Annotated in this window: 20 protein-coding genes; 7 read left to right on the top strand and 13 right to left on the bottom strand. The window is 59.7% G+C overall.

Going from position 1 to position 21,276, the window contains the following annotated elements:
- Positions 1 to 37 precede the first annotated feature (37 nt).
- Complete coding sequence (locus ACVDG9_RS02410) at positions 38 to 499, bottom strand: VOC family protein (RefSeq protein ID WP_447237217.1); 462 nt, start codon at positions 497 to 499, stop codon at positions 38 to 40.
- A 47-nt stretch (positions 500 to 546) separates the two neighbouring features.
- On the opposite strand from ACVDG9_RS02410, the gene ACVDG9_RS02405 reads away from it, so the two are divergent.
- The 3 genes from ACVDG9_RS02405 (at position 547) to ACVDG9_RS02395 (ending at position 4,438) form a co-directional block, all read left to right on the top strand.
- Entirely contained in the window at positions 547 to 909 is a 363-nt protein-coding gene (locus ACVDG9_RS02405) for a winged helix-turn-helix transcriptional regulator (RefSeq protein WP_152504761.1), read from the top strand.
- Positions 910 to 1,263: 354 nt separating this feature from the next.
- Positions 1,264 to 2,457, top strand: a complete 1,194-nt coding sequence (locus ACVDG9_RS02400; protein WP_168686445.1) for an HlyD family secretion protein — start codon at positions 1,264 to 1,266, stop codon at positions 2,455 to 2,457.
- 1 nt (position 2,458) lies between these two features.
- Positions 2,459 to 4,438 (top strand): glycosyltransferase family 2 protein, encoded by a 1,980-nt coding sequence (locus ACVDG9_RS02395; protein ID WP_447237216.1) that lies wholly within the window; start codon positions 2,459 to 2,461, stop codon positions 4,436 to 4,438.
- Positions 4,439 to 4,450: 12 nt separating this feature from the next.
- On the opposite strand, the gene ACVDG9_RS02390 is transcribed toward ACVDG9_RS02395, so the two are convergent.
- Both ACVDG9_RS02390 and ACVDG9_RS02385 read right to left on the bottom strand, forming a co-directional pair.
- Positions 4,451 to 5,539 (bottom strand): cache domain-containing protein, encoded by a 1,089-nt coding sequence (locus ACVDG9_RS02390; protein ID WP_447237215.1) that lies wholly within the window; start codon positions 5,537 to 5,539, stop codon positions 4,451 to 4,453.
- A gap of 210 nt (positions 5,540 to 5,749) precedes the next feature.
- A complete protein-coding gene (locus ACVDG9_RS02385) occupies positions 5,750 to 6,328 on the bottom strand; it encodes a TetR/AcrR family transcriptional regulator (protein ID WP_447237214.1) in 579 nt (192 codons plus the stop codon).
- 50 nt (positions 6,329 to 6,378) lie between these two features.
- On the opposite strand from ACVDG9_RS02385, the gene ACVDG9_RS02380 reads away from it, so the two are divergent.
- Positions 6,379 to 7,074, top strand: a complete 696-nt coding sequence (locus tag ACVDG9_RS02380) for a DUF4336 domain-containing protein (protein WP_447237213.1) — start codon at positions 6,379 to 6,381, stop codon at positions 7,072 to 7,074.
- A 43-nt stretch (positions 7,075 to 7,117) separates the two neighbouring features.
- On the opposite strand, the gene ACVDG9_RS02375 is transcribed toward ACVDG9_RS02380, so the two are convergent.
- The 4 genes from ACVDG9_RS02375 to ACVDG9_RS02360 all read right to left on the bottom strand — a co-directional run bounded on the left by ACVDG9_RS02375 (position 7,118) and on the right by ACVDG9_RS02360 (position 12,206).
- Entirely contained in the window at positions 7,118 to 8,734 is a 1,617-nt protein-coding gene (locus ACVDG9_RS02375) for a thiamine pyrophosphate-binding protein (RefSeq protein WP_447237212.1), read from the bottom strand.
- Complete coding sequence (locus ACVDG9_RS02370; RefSeq protein ID WP_447237211.1) at positions 8,731 to 10,023, bottom strand: CaiB/BaiF CoA transferase family protein; 1,293 nt, start codon at positions 10,021 to 10,023, stop codon at positions 8,731 to 8,733. Before ACVDG9_RS02370 ends, ACVDG9_RS02375 begins: the two co-directional genes overlap by 4 nt.
- A gap of 407 nt (positions 10,024 to 10,430) precedes the next feature.
- The gene (locus ACVDG9_RS02365; RefSeq protein ID WP_447237210.1) at positions 10,431 to 11,297 is read right to left on the bottom strand and encodes a CE1 family esterase; all 867 of its coding nucleotides are present in this window, start codon (positions 11,295 to 11,297) and stop codon (positions 10,431 to 10,433) included.
- A 123-nt stretch (positions 11,298 to 11,420) separates the two neighbouring features.
- Positions 11,421 to 12,206, bottom strand: coding sequence for an ion channel (locus ACVDG9_RS02360; protein WP_447237209.1), 786 nt, complete (start codon positions 12,204 to 12,206; stop codon positions 11,421 to 11,423).
- 281 nt (positions 12,207 to 12,487) lie between these two features.
- On the opposite strand from ACVDG9_RS02360, the gene ACVDG9_RS02355 reads away from it, so the two are divergent.
- Positions 12,488 to 13,249 carry an SDR family oxidoreductase gene (locus ACVDG9_RS02355; RefSeq protein ID WP_447237208.1) on the top strand — a complete coding sequence of 254 codons (762 nt, stop codon included), beginning with the start codon at positions 12,488 to 12,490 and terminating at the stop codon, positions 13,247 to 13,249.
- A gap of 394 nt (positions 13,250 to 13,643) precedes the next feature.
- On the opposite strand, the gene ACVDG9_RS02350 is transcribed toward ACVDG9_RS02355, so the two are convergent.
- The gene (locus ACVDG9_RS02350) at positions 13,644 to 14,123 is read right to left on the bottom strand and encodes a DUF302 domain-containing protein (protein ID WP_168691468.1); all 480 of its coding nucleotides are present in this window, start codon (positions 14,121 to 14,123) and stop codon (positions 13,644 to 13,646) included.
- Positions 14,124 to 14,216: 93 nt separating this feature from the next.
- On the bottom strand, positions 14,217 to 15,368 hold the full coding sequence (locus ACVDG9_RS02345; RefSeq protein ID WP_447237207.1) for a YeeE/YedE family protein: 1,152 nt from the start codon (positions 15,366 to 15,368) through the stop codon (positions 14,217 to 14,219).
- 242 nt (positions 15,369 to 15,610) lie between these two features.
- Between ACVDG9_RS02345 and ACVDG9_RS02340 the strand changes: the two genes are divergently transcribed.
- Together ACVDG9_RS02340 and ACVDG9_RS02335 are read left to right on the top strand one after the other, a co-directional pair.
- Positions 15,611 to 16,996 carry a tetratricopeptide repeat protein gene (locus ACVDG9_RS02340; RefSeq protein WP_055657352.1) on the top strand — a complete coding sequence of 462 codons (1,386 nt, stop codon included), beginning with the start codon at positions 15,611 to 15,613 and terminating at the stop codon, positions 16,994 to 16,996.
- A gap of 43 nt (positions 16,997 to 17,039) precedes the next feature.
- Positions 17,040 to 18,320 carry an OpgC family protein gene (locus tag ACVDG9_RS02335; RefSeq protein WP_208984388.1) on the top strand — a complete coding sequence of 427 codons (1,281 nt, stop codon included), beginning with the start codon at positions 17,040 to 17,042 and terminating at the stop codon, positions 18,318 to 18,320.
- A gap of 233 nt (positions 18,321 to 18,553) precedes the next feature.
- Here the strand turns inward: ACVDG9_RS02335 and ACVDG9_RS02330 are convergent, their stop codons facing one another.
- The 4 genes from ACVDG9_RS02330 to ACVDG9_RS02315 all read right to left on the bottom strand — a co-directional run bounded on the left by ACVDG9_RS02330 (position 18,554) and on the right by ACVDG9_RS02315 (position 21,266).
- On the bottom strand, positions 18,554 to 18,838 hold the full coding sequence (locus tag ACVDG9_RS02330) for a BQ00720 family protein (protein ID WP_031268868.1): 285 nt from the start codon (positions 18,836 to 18,838) through the stop codon (positions 18,554 to 18,556).
- Positions 18,839 to 18,870: 32 nt separating this feature from the next.
- Positions 18,871 to 19,299 (bottom strand): Hsp20 family protein, encoded by a 429-nt coding sequence (locus ACVDG9_RS02325; protein WP_006934007.1) that lies wholly within the window; start codon positions 19,297 to 19,299, stop codon positions 18,871 to 18,873.
- 160 nt (positions 19,300 to 19,459) lie between these two features.
- On the bottom strand, positions 19,460 to 20,320 hold the full coding sequence (locus ACVDG9_RS02320) for a LysR family transcriptional regulator (RefSeq protein ID WP_228870017.1): 861 nt from the start codon (positions 20,318 to 20,320) through the stop codon (positions 19,460 to 19,462).
- A gap of 457 nt (positions 20,321 to 20,777) precedes the next feature.
- Entirely contained in the window at positions 20,778 to 21,266 is a 489-nt protein-coding gene (locus ACVDG9_RS02315; RefSeq protein WP_145903640.1) for a YybH family protein, read from the bottom strand.
- Between the last annotated feature and the right edge of the window lie 10 nt (positions 21,267 to 21,276).

Raw genomic sequence — 21,276 nt, 5'->3', positions numbered from 1 at the left:
CGGGGCAAATTGCTGTCGTTGAGATTTCTGATTTTCGCTAGGCCGGCTGGTCGCCAGGGAAGCGGACCGGCTGCAAGAGTTCGATGATCTCGCCGGCCGGCCCTTCAAAGATTGCGTTGCGAACCCGCACTTCGGGTTGGCCCAGTGTCAGTGCTTCCGGGCCGTGCAGATGCCTCGCACCGGCTTCGACAATCCGCACGCAAGCCTGATCAAGATCCGTCACGCTCAAGCAGAGGTGTGCGAGCGCACCCGTCGAAACCTTTTGCCCCTGCTGCGCACCAACACCTTGCATCGGGATCTCGGCCTTCAGGTCGAACAATTCAATCCAGCTTTTCCTATCAGGTGCCTGCATCATTATCGCGCGATCGATGCCATAGCTCGGCAGTCTCCAGTCGTGCACCTGGTGGAAACCGATTTCCTCATAAAAGGAAACAGAACGCTGAAGGTTCGGGGAGCGGATCGCAGAGTGATGAAATCCGGTGAAAACTTGTACTGACATCGCGTGGTCTCCATGTTTCGGGAGACACCTATCGGAGTTTCCCGCGCATGGACCAGTCTGACAATTTTGACACAGCCCGCCGGACCTGGTCGACGATCCAGGAGCGAAACCGAGGGAACCTCCACGGATGGTGTGATCTTGCAGCCGGCCTCCAGACCGTGAGCGGACAGTGGAAAGCGTCGATCCTGATTGTACTGTCCGAGAAGGATAGCGGCCTACCGGACATTCAGCGCCGCCTAGAATTTGCAAGCCGTCGAGTGCTCGTTCGAGCAATGCGCGAACTTGAAAAAGATGGGTTGGTGTCCCGATCGGCACATGTTGCAACCGGTTATTCATTGACACGCGATGGCCTCGCCCTGGTGCCAATCCTGCGGCACCTTGCGGATTGGAACGCCGCACGGGCGGGCTGATTACAAGAAGTCGATACTCAATGAATTGACGCTTGAATTGCCTTGCGTCTTAAACCGCTGCAATTGCCAGAAAACCTGTGAAGTCAGGTCGGCTTGAAGGGTCTGCAAAACTGTCCTTCGGGATCAGGACGTGCCTCGCTCATGCGCCACGGGATGCAGGAATGCTTCGATTTCCCTCCCTCTACAACCTTTGATCGAATTCGCCTAAGCCTCCTTGTCGCTTGAATAGATTGGTATTCTTTCCACAGGCCCGGGATATTAACTAATGCAAAGAAGCTCCCTTTACACGCTTCACGCGATACGGGAGTTTGCGCTGGGGGCATTCATTCTCGACAGACTCATTTGAGAGGTCAGATGCGGATTCTGAGATTGTTGCTTGCAGGCCTGGTCATCGTCGCCGCGGGGTTTGTGATTGCAGGGGAGCAGTTGTCAGGCACCAGCGCAGATGCGGTTATCAATGCAAGGCTCACAACGGTACGGGCGCCGACAGCCGGACAACTGACGCTGGAGCACCGGCTGCTTGGATCGTCTGTAGCGGAGGGTGAACAACTGGGGTCGATCGATGATCCCCTTGTCGACAACATCTACCTCAACGACATGATCCGCGAAAAGGCGTTTGCGACAGCCGAGGTCGACCGGTTGTCGACCGTGATAGCCGCGATCGAACAGTCCGTCAGTGATTTGCAGGCGAGATCGGAGCGCTATCAGCAGCAGCGGATCCTGCAGCTTCAAGCGGAGCTGCGTGCCTTGACCTTCGAAATCGGTGCCGCCGAAGCCAGGGGGGATGAGGCGGAGGCGGCTTTCCAGCGCTCTAAACAGCTGACAGATCGCGGCCTGGAGGCTTCAGCCTCCTTCGAGCGGATCAGAGCGACGCAAAGGGTTGCAGCGCAGGATCTGGAAAGTGCACGCCAGCGGGCGGCCGTTGTCGAAATCGAACTGCAGGCGGCACAAGACGGAACGTTTCTGGGCGATGGTTACAATGATGCTCCCTACTCCGAACAACGCATTTCGGAACTGACACTGGACCAGTCCGAAAACCAGGCCTTGCTCAATGCGGAAAAGGAAAAGGCAAAGGCCTTGGACAATCGCATCAATGTCGAGCGGCTGAGAGTGAACCGGCTGGCCTCCTCGAAACTCATTTCGAACGTCGACGGAACCGTTTGGGAAGTGCTGACAGCAAACGGCGAGACGGTTGAACGAGGCGAGCCATTGATGCGCCTGGTGAATTGCACCTCCACGATCATCACCTTGAGTGTCGCTGAATCCGTCTATAACCGCCTCAAGATCGGAGACCTTGCCAAGTTTCGCGTGAGCAACGACCAGAAGGTTCTGGAGGGTACAATCACGCGTCTGGCCGGTTCCGGGGCAGAGACGATTTACCGAAACCTTGCCGTTGCGCCCAGCGAAAGACACCTGCAGCGCTTCGACGTGACGCTTGTCGTGCCCGCAATCCGCGAAGATCCGGCACTTGCCTGTGCGATCGGGAGGACGGGCCGGGTTTTCTTCGAAGCAAGACCTCTCGATTTCCTGCGCACCCTCTGGCTCTGAGATGTTCCCGGTCCTTTACCTAAGCGACACCGTTTCCAGCATCGTGCAGCTCAACCTGGTGCTGGCGCTTGGAATGCTTGTTCCTTTGCTTCTGTCCCGGGAAAAAACCTGGCATAGGGCCCTGCTCTTTGCAGTCTGCGCCGTGCTGACAGCGCGGTATCTGTATTGGCGCGCCGCCTACACGCTCGCACCGCTGGATCTGACCTTCGACTGCCTCGCAAGCTGGTCCTTCTTCGCGATCGAATGCGCAGCGTGCCTGTCCTCGCTCAGTGCATTTCTTATCTTGTCGAGGCACCGCGACCGCAAGCAGGAGGCGGACCGGCAGCAAGACTGGTGGGAACCCGAGCCCGCTCCAAAGGTGGCCGTTCTCATTCCCACCTACAACGAAGAGCGGGACGTTCTGGAACGGACGATCGTTGGAGCACTTGCCCTCGATTATCCGGACTTCAGCGTCCATGTGCTTGATGACAGCAGGCGCGACTGGCTGAAGGACTACTGTGTTGCGCAAGGGGTTACCTACGTCAGCCGGCCCGAAAACACGGGGGCCAAGGCAGGCAACATGAACCATGCGCTTCGCCAAATGGCCGAAGAAGATACAGCGCCCAGTTTCATTGCCGTCCTTGATGCAGACTTCGTTCCACACAGCAATTTCCTGAAAAGAACGGTCGCTCTTCTCAAGGATGAAAAGGTTGGACTGGTTCAAACGCCGCAACATTTCTTCAACTCGGATCCGATCCAGCACAATCTCGGCCTCAGCCGATCCTATCCGGACGAACAACGCTTTTTCTTCGACTACCTGCAGCCGTCGCGTGATGCCTGGGGCATTGCCTTTTGTTGCGGAACCTCTTCCGTCATCCGCTGGAACGCGCTTCAGAAAATCGGATGGTTTTCGACGGAAAGCATTACAGAGGATTTCCTTCTGACGCTTTGCCTGAAGGACGCCGGTTACAACACGGTCTACCTGAATGAAGCCCTTTCCGAGGGCCTCGCACCGGAAGGTCTCAAGGAATACATCAGCCAGCGCGCCAGATGGTGTCTCGGCATGATGCAGATCGCCCGCAGCCGGTTCGGCCCCTTTTCCAACAATCGCTTGGGGCTTGCCGACCGATGGAGCGTGATCGACAGCGTGCTTTACTGGACGACGAACTTTCCGTTCCGGATCGCAATCCTCGTTTACCCGCTGCTCTACTGGTACTTCAACATCATGGTTGTCGATGCGACCTTGCAGGAAGTGCTGCGCTATTTCGGCACCTATTACCTCTGGATCCTGATCACCTTGAACTTTGTGTCCGGAGGCCTGGTCGTTCCGATCGTCAACGACATCAGCCAGCTGCTCGGCGCAGTGCCGATTACCAGGGCCGCCTTCACGGGACTGTTCTTTCCGAAGGGACATCCCTTCTCAGTGACCGCAAAAGGCGGCGACAGAAGCCGGGTGGTCGTTCAGTGGCGCTTGATTGGCCTCTTCGGCACGTTCTTCCTGCTGACCATTATCGGCTTGCTGCTCGGCATCATCTCCGACCACTTTGCGTATAATGACGCAGGCGATGGCAAGCTCGTGATCATGTTCTGGACGTTCTACAACCTGATTGTCCTCGGCGTGACGATGATTGTCTGCGTGGAACTTCCCAGGCGCGAGATCCATTTCCAGGACAAACCCGAACGGGCCATTCTTCATTCAGGCATTGGCAGAACCCGAGTCTGGATCGTGGGATTGACGCAGAACTCCGTCAGGATCCGTGGTGCGTCGATACCCGACGATACCCCGGTCCGGATCGAAATCGACGGTGTTGGCATCGTCAATGCCATCGTGACGATGCCGGACGACGACGGCGCCCGCCTCCTGCTGGAGCCGCAACCGGAACAGCATGAAGCCCTGCTACGCCGCTTCTACACCACGGGAGAAGCCCCGGGCGTAACCAAAACCCGGTACCGCGCGTTGCTTGGTGACCTTGCACAAAGGCTGTCAGCGCCACAGCGCTGACAGCACAAGATCTTACGGCTGCATCTTGTTTTGTAACCGCGCGACAGCAGCGCTCAGCACGCTCGCTTCCGCCGTGGTCCTTGCTTCATAGGGGTAGATGTCCTCACCGCGCATGACAGCCCTGGCGGTTTTTGCCAGTTTGCGAAAAGGGCGAACGAAAATCAGGATGAACAAGGCCGTAAGAGCGGCAAGGACGATGCCGAGGGTCACGAAGTAGACGATGAAAAGGTTCGTGAATTCGCCGATGGGGTGCGCAGTGTTATTGATGCGCGCGATCATGCTCCAGCCGAATGCGGGCAGGTCCGCATAGCCGAGCACCGGGATCACTGTCGTGAAGTAAGTTGCGCCATCCGGCCATTTCTCCACCCCGGTTTGCCGGGCACCGGTCATTGCGGACCGAAAACTCTGCAGCTTGTCGATCGGCTCGGAAAGGCCATCTGTTCGTGCAACAATGTTCCCTGTCCGATCGATCACATAGACATCCAGCCCCATGGAATGGGCGGTTTCAGACAGATACTGCTCGACCCAGTGGTGATTGATATGGAAGGCCAACACCCCTTCGACCGACCCGAACTCATCCGTTACAGGCGTTGCCATATCGAGAAAGCGCCTCGGCTCGTTTCCGATGGGAGGTAGCAGCTCCGCCAGAAGAACGGCCGGATGAACATCCCCGGCGAAATCTCCGCCAAGGCCGTTCGTGAACCACGGACGAGAAGAAACATCGGCGCCTTCCAGCATGCCGGACGAGGCCGTCAGGACCTTTCCATCGACCGACGCTAGACCGGCCCAGGAGATACGCTCCTTTTCGGCGACGATCAGATCCAATGCTGTTCTGACGGCAGGCTCGCCGCGCCCTGTCATCTCAACCGCAACAAGCCGAAGATTGCGCCAATCCTGGTGTAGTTCACGGGCAAAATCGAGCCCAACGCCCCTGGCCCTGACCGAGACGGCTTCAGCAAGTGCAGCGTCGCGGCTTTCCTTCAGCCGCTGGCCGACGAACGACCAGGCACTGAGCACCGCGATTACACCTCCAAGTGCAACAAAACCACATATGGCCACCACCAAAGAGGGGTAGCCAGTTCTGGCACGCTTCTCCGTCATCAATCACTCCTCATCCCACGGAAAGTGAATCAGACACAGCGAATAGGGGAAATTGTGTGACACCCACGACCACCGATAGTGGGTAACAATGCTTGGCAGGCGGTTTCAGGCTCGATGGTTAAGGGTTTCTTGCCAGACTGATTAAAATTCGCCCCGTCGTGGAGGCTAGCGAACTAGGTAATAATGGCAGCGTCGCTACACATGGATGCATCAGGCAGTCACTCCGCCAATGCCCTCCACCACAAGACGCACAATCTTGCGAATGTCTGCCTCTGGAACCACGCCGGCCTGCAAACCGTTCAGCATGGCCTGTCCATAGACACCCAGTATGATCAGGGCCATGAATTCCGGCCCTTCATCCTTGCGGATCAGCCCCTGGGCCTGGCCGAGAGCCAGGATGTCCCGCACGAGCCCCTGAAACGAGGGGCGGTCTGACGGTGGCTCGAGGGAAGGTCTTTGAACCGGCACCAGTGCAAGCCGCGCCACTGCGGGGTTGGCCATGCACCAATGGGCACTGTCTATCAACACCGCTTCGAGCAACGTTACCGCATGCTGCCCCTCGGCCATGCGGTCACGATAGTCTGTGTCCCGGGCTTCCACCCGCGCTATGAGGCTGAGAGCAATGTCTTCCTTCGACCCGAAGAGATTATAGACGGTCTTGCGCGTCAGCCCTGCGCGCTCGGCAATCACATGAACCGTAGCCCCTTCGAACCCAAGTTCGCGAAACGCGATTTCCGCAGCATCGAGGATGAGTACGCGCGAGCGCTCGGTGCGTTTCAGACTTGTCATTTTTATACTCTAGTGTAATTTTATACTCGTGTAAATAATGGAGCCAGGCGATGCTCGAGGAATTCGGACCGGAAATCTGGATTGCGGAAGGCCCGACGGTGAGAGCCGCTGCCGGATTTCACTATCCCACGCGCATGGTGATCATCCGCCTTTCCAGCGAAGGGTTAGTCGTCTGGTCGCCCGTTGCCTTTTCTCCGGAGCTCGGTTCTGCCGTCGATGCGCTCGGCACGGTCCGCTACATCGTTCCGCCGAACAGTCTGCATGACACCTTCCTTGCCGAATGGCAGCAGGCCTATCCCGACGCCGCAATTCTCGCACCACCGGGTCTGCGTAAAAAGCGCCCGGATCTTGTCTTCGCTGGCGAACTCGCCGGCATCACGGTGCCCGGCTGGCAGGCAGAGATTGATGTCGTGGTGGTTCCAGGGAACCAGATTACCAGCGAAGCCGTATTGTTCCACCGGGCCAGTGGCACGGCTATCTTCGCGGATCTGCTGCAGCAGTTTTCACCGGGCTGGTTCAAGGGATGGCGTGCCCTGGTAGCCCGCCTCGACCTGATGACAAGGCAAACGCCTTCCGTTCCACGGAAATTCCGGCTCGCTTTCACGAACCGGGATGCCGCCCGGTTTGCCGTGCGGCAAATCTTGGACTGGCCCAGCAAGAGGGTTCTGATCGCGCACGGCACCCCGGTGTCCGAAAACGGCCAGGCCTTTCTCCGGGATGCCTTCCACTGGCTAATCAAATCGTGACGTCCAGAGACATTGCGCAAATCTCAGCTAGGTCTAGCCCTCTCTAAAACGTCCCGTCATATGCCCGCCGCTCAATCCGGCAGGCCAGCAGGGTGAAACCTTCGCGGGCGAGCGCGTCCTCGGCCTCACGGTGCAAAGTTTCTGCATCCTCCACCCACACACCGTGGCCGCCATAGGCCCTGGCGACGGCCGGGAAATCCGTTTCGCCGAAATCCACACCCACATTCGGGCGCTGGCTGGAGCGCTGCTTCAACTCGATCAGCGACAGGCTTGTGTCGACCAGCACACAGATGATGACGGGTATCTTGAGGTCACGCAGGGTGGAAAGTTCACCAAGGCACATTTCCAGACCTGCGTCGCCAACAAAGGCAATCACAGGGGATGCCCCTTCGACCACGCGGTGGCCCATGGCCAGCGGCACGGCGCAGCCCATGGTGCAGAGCGCGGAAGACTGCAGCATCTGACGAGGCATCGGACAGCGCCAGATCTGGCTGACAAGAATGCGGTGAGCACCGCTGTCGGCAGTTGCCACCGTGTCGGCCGGCAAGGCCGCGCGCAGCGTGTGGAAGACCGTGCCCGGGCCCCAGCCGGACGCTTCTGGTGCGAAGGCCTTGTCCAGCTCGGCCCGGACGGCGGCGGGTTCGCCTTCCGGCCAGGAGGGCTTTGCCGGCTGGCGCGCAGCGCCCAATAGATCCAGCGCCGGCTGCACGGCACTGCGCAGCGTTGATCGCACGCTGTGCATGCCATGGGTGCGCAGCACCGGGGTGATATCGACCACAGGCGCGTCGGCATCCCACGGATTGCGCCAGTTGATGCGCATCTCGATGGGGTCGTAGCCGAGCAGCAGAATGCAGTCGCTCTTGTTGATGAGCGGCAGCAGCAGGCCATCGGCCTTGGGTGAGAGGCCGGCTCCGCCAAGGGCAAGCGGATTGTTTTCGTCGAGCAGGCCCTTGCCCTTGTAGCTGGTGACAAGGGGGATTTGAAACGCTTCGCAGAATTCGGAAATTGCAGCCGAAGCTGCCTCGTTGACGGCATCGACACCGGCGATCGCAATCGGCCGTTCGGCCTTTCTGAAAAGGTCCAGCGCAGTGTCGAGATCCGGGCCGGGCACCGGTGCGGTTGCGACCGGTGAAGACTGGAACACACGGCTCCAGGCTTCCTGTGTGTCCCCCTCGGCAACACGGATCGGTACGTCGATGTGCACCGGGCCAGGCTGGCCGTCGAGCGCAATGGCCAGTGCCTTTTCCATCATCACGTCCAGCGCCCCCAGGCGAGCAGAGAAGCTGGCCTTGACGATGGGGCGCAGCAACTGTTGATGATCGAACACCTGGTGGGTGTAGCTTTCCGCCTCTCCCTGGTCGACACACCCGGTGAGGAAGATCAGCGGCACCCGGTCCTGCCAGGCATTGGCAACGACGTTGACCGCATTGGCCGCTCCCGGCCCGAGCGTTGCCAGAAGCACGCCTGGCGCGCCGTCGGCATGCCAGCCGCCTTCGGCCATGAAGCCACCCGCATTCTCGTGCTTCACCAGCACGAAGTTGAGGCCCGCCTCGTTCAGCGCCTGCATGAGGGCTAGCACCTCGCCGCCCGGAATGCCGAAGGCGTGACGGCAGCCTGCCGCCTGAAGTTTGCCTGCGATGATATCCGCACCGGTGGTCATTTGCTGCTGTGTCCTTCAGTCGCCGTGTCTGGCGGGGTTGGGCCGAGGTCGAGAATGCCTCTGCCGGCAAGATCGGAAAGGGTGTCTGCACCAAGTCCGAGCAGACGGGTCAGAACATCCGCAGTATCCGCTCCCACAAGCGGTGGCGCGCTGCGGTAGGCAACCGGCGTCTTTTCCAGGTTGATGGGCGAGCCGATCAGGTCGACTTCGCCGCCAAGCGGATGCGGCAGGGTGATGCGCATCTGGCGCGCCAGCACCTGCGGATCGGCAAAAACCTGTTCCAGATCGTTCACCGGGCCGCAGGGAACGCCTTCAGCTTCAAGCTCGGCAATCCACTCTGCCGCGGCCTTCTCGATTGTCAGACGGCGGATCTTCGGGACCAGCTCCGCACGGTTGCGCACCCGGTCGGCATTCCTAGCATAACGCGGATCTTCGGCCAGTTCCGGCGCACCGGCAACCTTGCAGAACTTGCGGAACTGGCTGTCATTGCCAACCGCCAGAATGAAGGACTGGTCGCTTGCCGGAAACGTCTCGTAGGGAACGATGGTGGGATGGCCGTTGCCGAGGCGGCCCGGCACCTTGCCGGAGGTAAGATAGGCCACACCCTGGTTGATCAGCCAGGAAACCTGGGCATCCAGCAGCGAGATATCGATGGACTGACCTTCTCCGGTGCTGTTGCGGTGGTTGAGTGCAGCGAGGATGGAGACGGTCGCATACATCCCGCACATGACGTCGGCGATGCCGACGCCGCATTTGGTTTCCGTACCGCCATCCTCATCCGCAAAGCCTGTCAGCGACATGATCCCGCCCATGCCCTGGATCAGGAAATCATATCCTGCCCGCTGCGCGTAGGGGCCGGTCTGCCCGAAGCCGGTTATGGAACAATATATCAGGCGCGGGTTGCGGACCTTCAGCGTGTCATAGTCAAGCCCACGCCGCTTCAGGTCGCCGACCTTGAAGTTCTCCACCAGGATGTCGGCCTTTGCCGCCAGATCGGCAATCAGCCGCTGCCCTTCGGGGCTGGCGAGATCAATGGCGACGGACGCCTTGTTGCGATTGGAGGAAAGGTAATAGGCGCTTTCGCCGGTCTCCCTGCCCTCACCATCTTTCAGGAAGGGCGGTCCCCAACCGCGCGTGTCGTCCCCCCGGCCCGGCCGTTCGATCTTGATCACCTCCGCACCGAGATCGCCCAGGATCTGGGTGCAGGTCGGTCCGGCGAGAATGCGGGAAAGGTCGAGGACAACAAGGCCGGACAAGGCGCCGGATGCGGCAGGAGACGGCTGGGACAAGGCTCACCTTCAAAATGACGTTTCCCGGTAAAGGCCACAGGCTGATGGGCGCCGTCAACAAGCCAGCATCAGCCCCCCGGACAAGCCGCCTCACTTTCTCGTTAGAAAACGGGAAGGAGGGGCGTTCGGAAAAGAACGTCTGGCAGGCAGAGGAATGGCCCAGACCGGGCAAAGGGAGTGTCGGGATCAACGCACCTAAGCGCCAGGAGAAGCGGTTGCGAGACAATTGATGCCCTGGAAACGAGCAGACCCCGGGTCTCGCGGTGCTCGCCCGGGAGGACGACGGAGAGGGTTTTCTTGCGGCAGGTCAGTTTCCAACCCTATGAATATCCAACCATCTTTGGTGCCCCCATCCAGTTCGTCATGCCTTGAAATCCAACTTGGCTCAGCGCACGCCTCGTTCTTGCCTAGGTCGTCCAGCCCTTCATCTCGGCAAGCTCGTTCCAGGCGCGTTTGATCCAGCTGGCGCTCACGCTGTGGCCACCGTCGTGGAGGCAAAGCTCCAGGAAGCCGTGTTTCGGCTGCCAGGTTTCACAGGTGAGGTTGCCTTCGGTATGGGTCTTCGGCGCGGTTTCAGAGAGACCGTCCTTGCGGCGCCAGACGTCGAAACTCTTGAAAACGTCCCCCTGTTTCCACTTGCCCCCGCCAAGCCAGCGTCCCTCGAGCGGCACAACCGTGTCCGACGTGCCATGCACGTGGAAAAGATAGGGGGTCTCCGTCACGCAGGACTGCGGCAAAGGTTCCCAGAAGGCGCCCGCAATCGGCGCATATCCTGCAAACATGCCGGAATCCTCGCAGGCCATGTACCAGGTCATGAAACCGCCGGAAGAAAAGCCGGACAGCATGGTGCGGCTTCGGTCGATGCCGAAGCGGTCGGACAGATCCTGAAGGACGCTGTCGAAGAACGCCGGTTCGTTCCGCAGGTTGCGCGGCGCTGTCGGGAAAGACCAGGTGCCGTTCATGCCCTGAACCGCAACGAAGGCAACACCCAGATCGTCCGCCATCTTGCGGAAGCTCTGGTTGCGGATCTCGTTGATCGCCTTGCCGCGATGGCCATGCAGGAAGAAGATTGCACCCAGAGGCTTGTCGGCCGGCCGGTTCTCCGGCAGGTGGATGAAATATTCGCCGTTCGTGACGTCGCAGGGTTTTTCCTCGCCGCAGGCCGCGGTGCCTGCCGCCTGCAATGGTGCGCCGAACGCGCCCAGAGCCAGAACCACGATGCCCGCCAGCAGGCCGAGGCGTCTGGAAAAACCGGTAACTGTCGCCAATGACATGAAGTGCTCCTTGCACGGTAAAAACCATTGCCCCGCTCCGCCGGTAAGGATGGCTCCCGGACAGCGTTTGTCCAGCGGTTCGTCTTCACAAATCGGCGAGAGGGCTTAAGGCCTGCAAGGTGGCTAGTCCCATGTGCCTTCAGTCGGAATATTTAGAATTCGGCCACAATGCTTGCAGTGCACCGCATCCGGATCGTGCCTGTTGAGACCGCAATCGGGGCACGACAGATTGACCTTGGCCGGGCGGAAGATCGTCTGCACCAGTCGCAGGAACAGGGCGACGCCGAAGATCATGATCACCACCGTCATCAGCCGGCCGACGCTGTCGGTCATGGTGATGTCGCCGAAGCCGGTTGTCGTCAGCGTGGTTACGGTGAAATAGAGCGCGTCGAGATAGTTGTTGATGTTGGCGTTGCGGTCGTTCTCGACCACGAAGACCAGGGCCGTCACGACAAAAATGAAGACGATCAGGTTGATGCCCGACTGAAAAATCTCCTCGTTGCGGCGGAACCATTTCGACGCCTGACGCAGCTCCTTGAGCAGGTGATAGGAGCGCATCAGCCGCAGCATGCGCACAACGCGCAGGAAGGCGAAATTCTCGAAGAAGGCCGGAGCGACCAGAGAGACGATCACCACAAGATCAGCAAGCGATGTGAAGCTGAAGAGGTATTTGGTCCGCCGTCTTTCGGCGATCAGACGCGCAACATAGTCGAGCGCAAGAACCGCGGCGATCGCATAATCCAGCTCATGATGGATGCGGTCCTTGTCAATCATCGACGAGACGATGAAATAACCGATGGTGACCAGGTCGAACAGCAAAAGCGCATACCGGAAGGCCCGCGACCCGACCGTGTCGCCAAAATAGAGCTGGCGCAGGATCGTCTGCAAACTCCGCTTCGTGTCCGCCATCGGCTTCCCCTGTTTCCTTGCGAACTGACCGGCATACGCTGTGCGCGCTGGCTGGATCATTCGTGCAGATGCCGCACGATGCTGTTGCAAACAAGCTGTTTATTCTCACGGCCGACCGCACTAATGTCCGCTGTCGATCAACCAGAGCCTCCTGAATTCCGCTGAATGCAGGACGCTCGAACCTTTGTCAGAACCCGCCCGCATTCCGGCGTTTGTGCGAACGTCCGCGAATACCGGCAGGTCCAGAGGCCGTAAAGGCCCATCCAGAACGGGAACGTTACATGTTTGATTTGTCGGGACAAGTTGCCCTGGTGACAGGCGCGAGCCGAGGCATTGGAGAAGCTGCCGCCCGCAGCCTGGCGAAATATGGTGCCAAGGTCCTTCTGGCGGCACGCTCCGGCACGGATATCGAACGCATCGCCGGCGAAATCCGCGCGGAAGGCCGCGATGCGACGGCAGTCGTTTGCGACGTCGCGGATTATGACGAGGTGGTCAAGGCAGTACAGACGGCCATCGACACCTATGGTGGCCTCGACATCCTGGTGAACAATGCCGGCGTGATCGAACCGATCTCCCGGATCGAGGACAGTGATCCGGCGGAGTGGGGCAAGGTCATCGATATCAATGTGAAGGGCGTCTACTACGGCCTGCGTGCCGTGGCGCCGCATATGCTGGCCAAGGGTGTCGGTACCGTTGTCAACATCAGCTCGGGAGCTGCGGTCAGTGCGCTGGAAGGCTGGAGCCATTACTGTGCTTCCAAGGCGGCTGCGCTTTCCCTCACCCGCTGTGCGGACAAGGAATTCGGTGACAAGGGCCTGCGCATCGTCGGCCTCAGCCCGGGCACGGTCGCAACGCAGATGCAGGTCGATATCAAGGCCTCCGGACTGAACCCGGTCAGCCAGCTGGATCCGTCGGTACATATTCCGGCCAGTTGGGTCGGTGAAGCCATCTGCTGGCTGTGCACGCCCGCGGGCGATGCCTACCGGGGTGTGGATTGCTCGCTGCGCGACGAGGATGTACGCAAGTCTGTCGGCCTGATCTGAGTTCCGTCAGGACGCCGGTCGGCTGTCCAGCCCCCAAGATCCCGGATCTCCGCTGCGCTGCGTCCGGGATGACCGTCTGAAATATGGAACGAGGTAGGCCCTCAACAGGCCAACGAGGCTTCAAAAACAAAAGAGGGCCGCGCTAGCGGCCCTCCCATGAGATCGACGTGACACAAGTCCCGGATCAGATCCCAGCGAAATCTCTCACTACCAGAGGCTGCTCCAGCACCGTTCGATTCCGCCCAGACACTTGGGCCACGCACCGATACTCATTAGACATGGGCACACCTCCTTTCAGTTGTTGAACACACTAAGAGTGTGGGGTCGCCCAGACAGTTTCACAAGCCCAAAAACAAGGCGTGGTTGCCAATCGATTACGCAATTCACAGGACTGTCACTGTGCGGCAACAGCCTTGTCGGCGATAGATGTGAAGACCTGATCGAGTTCCCTTGCAAGTTCTTGCAAGGCCGGGCCGCCCTCGTCCATGTAGGGTGCGAAGACAAAACCGGGCGTTTTCCAGGAAAGCGTTGCGGTGCCGTCGGTGTTTTCGGTGACATAGAACCGGATCGGTGCTTCGATACCCGCGGCAACAGAGGCTTCCAGCATCCGGACGGCATAATCATTGCGATAGACGCCAATGATGCGGTTGCCGGGAATGGTAATTCCCCTGCCCTTCGCACCGTCCGAGGCACTGGCCTGGGTTACCAGCAACATGCCTTCTCCCTCGATCGCACTTTTGAGATCATCAACCAGCGCGGGGTAACTTTTGGTCGTGGGCAGGACCTGCCAGCCTTCGCGATCGGTCAGGCTGTCCGCTCTGGCCAATCCGACGGCAAACAGGCTTGTGACGACAACCAGGGCAAACAGACGCATCTTCTTTCTCCCGCAGGCGATGTTGCAATGCCGCGCACTCTAGCGGGGCCTGCCTCACGAACGCGTCACAATGCGGTGTGCTTCAGGACGTCTTCAGTCCATGCCAAGCCGCAAGCGCACGCGGGTTCCGGCAAGACTGCCGAGGAAGCCAAAGACCAGCCACAGCCAGCCGTGCAGCGAGCCCGACGCCAGACCGCCCAGGTAAGCACCGATATTGCAGCCATACGCCAGGCGGGCGCCGTAGCCCATCATCAACCCGCCCGCGATCGCCGTCAGCACGTCGCGGCGGTTCAGACGCCAGACCGGAGCAAAGCGTCCGGCGAGGCCCGCTGCCGCCATTGCACCCAGAATGATGCCGAAGTCCATGACGGAGGTCGTGTCGCGCAGCACGGGGTTTTCCAAAGCTCCGCGCTGCCAGGTCCAGTAGGGCCAGCTGTCCACCGGCACGCCTGCCGCGTGAAAAAGCTTGCCGCCCCAAAGCGCAAAGGCAGAGGTGATGCCCCAGGGACGTCCAATCACCACGAATGTGGCAATGCCGACGATCGCCAGCATCACCGCACCCAGCATGGGGGACCAGGGACCACTGAGAAACGAAACTGTCGGCTTCGGTTGGGCAATCGAGCCATGAGCGCGCCGCTCTATGATGATGGTTGCAATTGCCAACAGGCCGAGGATGAGCGCGGTCAGAAGAAAAGCGCCATGCGGACCGAATTCCCGGATGAGGGACATCGGCGGCAATTTGGGCAAGCGGCCCCAGAGATGCAGATGCGCCGTGGCAGCCACTGACCCGAGGACAAAGCACGCCAGGGTAATCATCATGCGGGTGGAGCCGCCACCGGCGGTAAACAGCGTGCCGGATCCACAGCCGCCGCCCAGTTGCATGCCGAGACCGAACAGGAAGGCACCGAAGGCAGCCGCCACCCCGAAGGGAAAGACGAAGCCGCCCGTGGGCCAGCCAAGCGCATGCCCCCAGGCAATCAGGGGAAAGGAAACCGCGCTGGTCAGAAGAATGAGAACGAATTGCGCCCTGAGCCCACCGCCGCGTTTTTCGGTGACGATCCGTCGCCATGCGGCCGTGAAACCAAAGCTTGCATGATAGAGCGACAGGCCTGCGAGACCGCCGATCAGGACCGCCACGGCCTGGCGCGGTCCGGCTTCGCCATAGGCCCCCAGTGCGACCATGGCCAGAAGGCCGCCCGCAATGGCGACGACGGCTGCTTGAGTTTTCCCGATGGCCAAGGCCATGTGTTCCTGCTCCCGCGCAGATCCGACTTTAAAACCCCGATACGAAGACTTGCACTTCCCGCCTTAATTTCGCAACGAAGGTATCTTTTCTTCACCTACACATTGCCAACACCTTTTTGTGTTTTGCAGTTCAAGTGCCGCCTGCGGATTTTGGATAGGAAATTCAGCCATCCGGCCATTTACAGCCGCAGTTGGCGGGACCCGGTTTCAGAGGACCGGAATGAGAAACAAAAAGGCCTGTTATGCGTCTAACTGATCAATTCGGATATGAGCTTACCCTGTCGGACAAGGAAGCCTTGACCGCCTGGAACGAGACCGTGAAAGCCTTTCTGGCGCATGGCAGGACTACTCCCCAACATCTCGAGACATGCCTCGCCCTGGCGCCGGACTTCGCGCTTGGGCATGCAGCACGCGGGATTTTCTGCCTGCTGCTTGGCCGAAAGGAACTGACCGCGACGGCACAGGAATGCCTGGCGATTGCCAGAACCTCGGTCCAGCATACGCCGGTCACGGCACGCGAACTTGCCGTGGTCGACGCCCTCGGATCCTGGTTGCAGGGATATCCCACAAGATCTGCCGACCTTCTAGATACCGTGCTGGTGACGGTTCCCGAAGATGCCCTGATCATGAAACTGGTTCACGCGATCCGCTTCGTGCTGGGCGATGCCACGGGCATGCGCCAGTCGATCGAGCGGGTGCATGCGGCCTATGGCGAAACCCACCCGGCCTATGGCTACATGCTTGGCTGCCGGGCGTTTTCTCTGGAAGAAACCGGCGACTACCGCCTGGCAGAAGCTGCCGGCCGCAAGGGACTGGAATTTGCCCGCGATGATGCCTGGGGCCTTCACGCCGTCGCCCATGTGCACGACATGACCGGTCGCTCCGAAGAAGGGGCCGGCTGGCTGGAAACACAGCCGGAAGGCTGGGCCCACTGCAACAACTTCGGCTATCACGTTTGGTGGCACCTGGCGTTGATGTATCTGGACCAGGGCCAGGCCGACAAGGCACTTGCGCTCTATGACACCGACATCCGCAAGGACAAGACCGACGACTACCGCGACATTTCCAATGCGGCCTCGCTGCTTGTTCGCCTGGAGCTTGAAGGGGTCGATACCGGCCCTCGCTGGGACGAGCTGGCACTTTTGTCCGACAAGCGCGCCGAAGACGGCTGCAATGTCTTCGCCGACCTGCATTACCTGCTGGCCCTATTGAACGGTGGCCGCCGCATGGGTGCCGAGCGGTTGCTGACCGGACTGAAGGAACGGGCGCAAACCGAAACGGATCTTGGCCGGATCACCGCGGAAACCGGACTGCCGACCGGCCTCGGCCTGGAACAGTACCGGAAGGGCAATTATGCCTCCGCCTTTGCCCTGCTGGACTCGGCGAGAGACAATCTATACATGGTCGGCGGCTCGCACGCTCAGCGCGATGTCTTCGAGCGAATCACAATCGATGCAGCCCTGCGGGCAGGCATGCCGGAAGATGCGGAACGGCTGCTCAACAGCCGGACGCACAAACGCGGTGCACTGGACAGATTCGCCGAACAACGTCTTGAAATATGCGACAAAATGCACCGCGCCCACCGAGTGATGGAAGACCAAAAACTCAGGGCCACCGGCTCGGTCTGACCCACTGCCGGCACTCGACTGACCAATTATCTCTGGACCCAACGTGAACGCTCACACACAAACGAAACGCCCACGCGATCCGCGGTTAGATTTCTTCCGCGGCCTTGGAATGTTCATTATCTACGTTGCCCACCTGCCCTGGAACTGGTGGACGCTCTGGATTCCCGCCCGGTTCGGGTTTTCCGATGCGACTGAAATCTTCGTCTTCTGTTCGGGCATGGCCTCCGCGCTCGCCTTCGGCAAGATCTTCGACGTTCATGGCTGGGGCATGGGGGCAGCACGCATCCTGCACCGCATGTGGCAGGTGTACTGGGCGCATATCGGCCAGTTCCTGGTCCTCGCCGTCGGCCTTGTCATGCTTCAGAACAGCGGTTACCTGGCTGAGTGCTGCGGCCTGGAAGAAAATTATGTCGCCTCGCTCAACCTCCTGCATCTCTATGACAACGCCGAAATGGCCCTGCCCGGCTTGCTGACGATGACCTGGGTGCCAAACTACTTCGACATTCTGCCGATGTATGTGGTGATCCTGTCGCTGATCCCGGCGATCATGCTTGTCGCCCGCTATTCCGTGCCGGGCGCTTTCGCATTGTCGATCGGCCTGTGGCTGGCTGCCCAGTTCGACCTTCTGAGCCTGCCGGCCGAGCCCTGGTCGGACCGGGAATGGTTCTTCAATCCCTTCGCCTGGCAAATGCTGTTCTTCACCGGCTTTGCGTTCATGCGCGGCTGGATACCGGCACCTCCCGTCAGCAAGACGTTGATCGTGCTTTGCGCGGTGGTGCTTGTTGCCACGGTTCCCTTCGCCTACTTCCGCGCCTATCAGGAAAATCACCTGAACCTGGTCTGGGCCCGCGAAATCCGCGAGATCATCAAGCCGCTCTGGATCAAGACGGAATTCGGCCTGTTCCGCTACCTGCACTTCCTTGCCCTTGCCTATCTGGCCTGGGTTGCCGCGGGCGAGCACGGCAGACGCCTTCTCGGACATGGCGAGATCTGGGGCCGCTTCGTGCGCGTTGTCCAGAAGGTCGGACAGCAGTCACTGCCCGTGTTCATGGCAAGCCTGGTCATTGCCCAGGCTGCGGGCATCCTGCGCGACATGGTCTGGGGCCGCGGCGAATGGCTTCCGCAGATCCTGTCGAACCTGCTCGGTTTCCTGGCGCTGATTGCCGTTGCCTATGTGGCTGGCTGGTACAAGAGCCAGCCCTGGCGCAAACCGCCTGCGACCTCCTCCACCGGACCGTCCGAACGACCGAAGACACCTCCCGCAGATGGCGGTGAACCTGCAGCCAAGGCAAAGGCCGAAACCCGGGAACCGGCCCTCACCTGATCAGGCGCCGGCCTCCTGCCCGACACAAGAGCGCCCGCAGAAGTCCTGCTTCTGCGGGCGTTTCGTTTGTGGGGAATACCTTCATTCGATAACCAAAGGCCCCGAGCTTCACCATTTGGAAGCGCTCACCTGTGAAGCAGTGAAACCGGTGCCCGCTCAATACAGGGCCTCAAAAACAAAACACCGGCCAGATGGCCGGTGTCGCATTCGTTTCGCAGTCTTGTCAGTTGACGTCAGTGCAGTGACGCCATTTCCAGTTCTGCTTCAAAGGCATTGGCAACGGCAGCTTCGCGGCTGTCTGCCAGCAGGATCGGCGTACCGTCCGCGTTGAGAAGCGCGTAAAGCGTCATGTTGTCGTGCAGCGGCGGGACATCCGGAAACATTTCCTTCAGATCCCGGGCCTTGATCGGCTTGATGTAGGCGACATCTCCGGTGCCCAGTTCGGTCAGTTCATCGACCGACATGAATTCGGAAAGTAGCGTGCGGTCTGCCCATGACGGGCTATTGGGGTTTTGCATCAGTCATTCTCCATATGTTGGCCGACGAGCGTTCATTCGCCGCTGGAGATTTCTATTTTTCTGATGACACGCTCCGGTTCCGGGCGTGCCAGGTCGATGGACAGGAGCCCATCTTTCAAGTCGGCTCCGAGGATCTCGATCCCCTCGGCCAGGACAAAGGCCCGCTGGAACTGACGGGCGGCAATGCCGCGATGCAGATACTGCCGGGTCTTGTCGTCTACCTGACGACCCCGGATGACCAGCTGACTCTCTTCTACCGAGACTTCAAGCTGCTCTCGTGTGAACCCTGCCACCGCCAGGGTGATCCGAATGACATCGCCTTGATCTTCTGTTTTCGGAAGTCTCTCGATGTTATAGGGCGGATAACCGTCGTTGGCGGCCTTGGAGACGCGATCGAGCACGCGCTCGATATCGTCGAACCCGAGCATGAACGGGCTAGAAAACGCTGACATGCGTGACATCCTCAAAGTCCTTGTCGAAGCGACCTTGCGCCCGGACCCTTTCAAGGCATCCGGACCGGAACCAACCGGTTCCTTTCATGATTAAATATGGAGCTTCGTTAAAATTGATTCAAGGAGCCAGGCTTTCACCCATTTCTGCTTTCACTGTTCTGTGAATTATTCAGGAGAACGAAGACAAAATCGGGTTCTGTTTCAAGAACTTCGTGAGAGCGGATACGGCCTGGCGAACTGTTGGTTCATGACGCTCGTCCTGATGCATGACCAGCCACCGCTCGGTTTCCATGGTGTCAAACGGGCCTTCGATGCGCATCAGATCGGGATAGGCATCGCCGACAAAGGTCGGCAACAGCATGCGGGCATTGCCTTTTCGTACGAGTGAAAGAGCAAGCGAGGCCTTGTTGACGGTGATTACCGCATCAGTGCCATGGTTCTCCTTCAACCAGAGGCCCGTCGGCGAATGGGCATCGTCTTCCACCAGCCCGACCCAACCAAGCCCTGCACCCTTTGCAACCTTTGCAGCCTGATAGGCGGCATATTGGACCTTTCCAACCTTCTGTCCTGCCAACCAGGCCTGTTTTGGCCGGCTGTTGCGGATACCGATATCGATCTGCCGGCGGGCAATGTCCCGGTTTCTGAGATCCGCAAGGATTTCCGGCAGCCAGCCGGCGTCAGGGGTCCAGAAGGACGACAGGTTGTCGATGAGCAGCCGCGCGGTCCAGTCTCCCGCCGATATCCGGATCCTCCGGCGCAGGCCTTCTCCTTCTTTCCACGCATCGATGCTGCGGGCGGTCTGGTCCATGTCTTCCAGGTAGCGCAGGAGATCATGTGCGGCAGCGGTCAGCTGGTAACCTCGCGCCTCGCGCTCCACAAGGCGAACGTCGAGGCTTTTCTCCAGAGCGGCAACCCGGCGGCCGAGCGTTGCGGAACTGACGCCGGTCTTGTCAGCCGCTCCGGCAAGGCCGCCTGCTTTCGCGACCGCCAGGAACAGTCGAAGATCTTCCCAATCGATATTTCGTTTCATTTTTGAAATCTCGTTTTCAATTAGAAAACATGGGAATAGGCGCGTCTCGTGAGACTATCTGCAAATACCTCTTCAACAAAATCAAAATTGAAGGGAGCAGCAGATGCTCATTCCCTATTCCTTGCCATTGCGAAAAAAACACTGCGTGAGCCGCCTGCCCGCCTGGGACGATCCAGTCAGATCACTCTATCCGCATCATGCGGAATTCTGGCCGCAGCAGATCCCGGAACATGTCCGGCTGCTCAAACTCGGAAAGAGGCTGGCCCGTAAACGACGCCGGCTGGCCGTGATGAGATTCCTGAGGATGTGCCTTGGTCATCCCCACAAACGGAAGAGGCCCCGGAGTATCTCCGAGGCCCCTTGCGGCGACCCGCCTGGCAAGCGCGCAACAGATCGCGGTTGCGCAGGCCAGGCCCGTGTCACCGTTTCTCCGGCAGTACCGGCTACCTGACGCGGCTCAGTTCGCGACCGGGATCAGGCGGCTGCCATAAGGATTGTCGATCACCATCTTCCAGCTGCCATCGGGCTGCCGCCGCAACACGGCGATGGAAAGGCCTTCGCCGGCCACCGGTTTTCCTTCCGGATCGGTGCCGGTCATCGTCCAGGGCGCAATGTGGACAGCAAGATCGCCTTCCACGATCACTTCGTGGCCGGAATAGGTGAATTTCGGCGAAACGGAGCGGAACTGGTGAAACAGTTCGCGCGCCAGGGTGCTGTCGGACACCGGGTTTCCGGGCTCGAACGCAATGCTCTGGCTTGGTTCATAGGTCTGCATCACCGTATCGATGTCTCCCTTTTCAAAGGAGGTCGTCATTTTTTCGATAAGGGTGATGACGTTCTGTTGTTCCGGGCTCATGTCTTTCGTTCCTTCTGCGAGGCTGGGTTGGGAAAAGGTGACGACGGCAACGGTGGCCGCCATGGCTGCAAGGTGTTTCAACTGGGTCACGGAGGTCTTC

Source organism: Roseibium sp. RP-7 (assembly GCF_053005225.1).
Note: the sequence above shows the minus strand (reverse complement) of the source record. Positions and strands in the feature narration are given on the sequence as shown.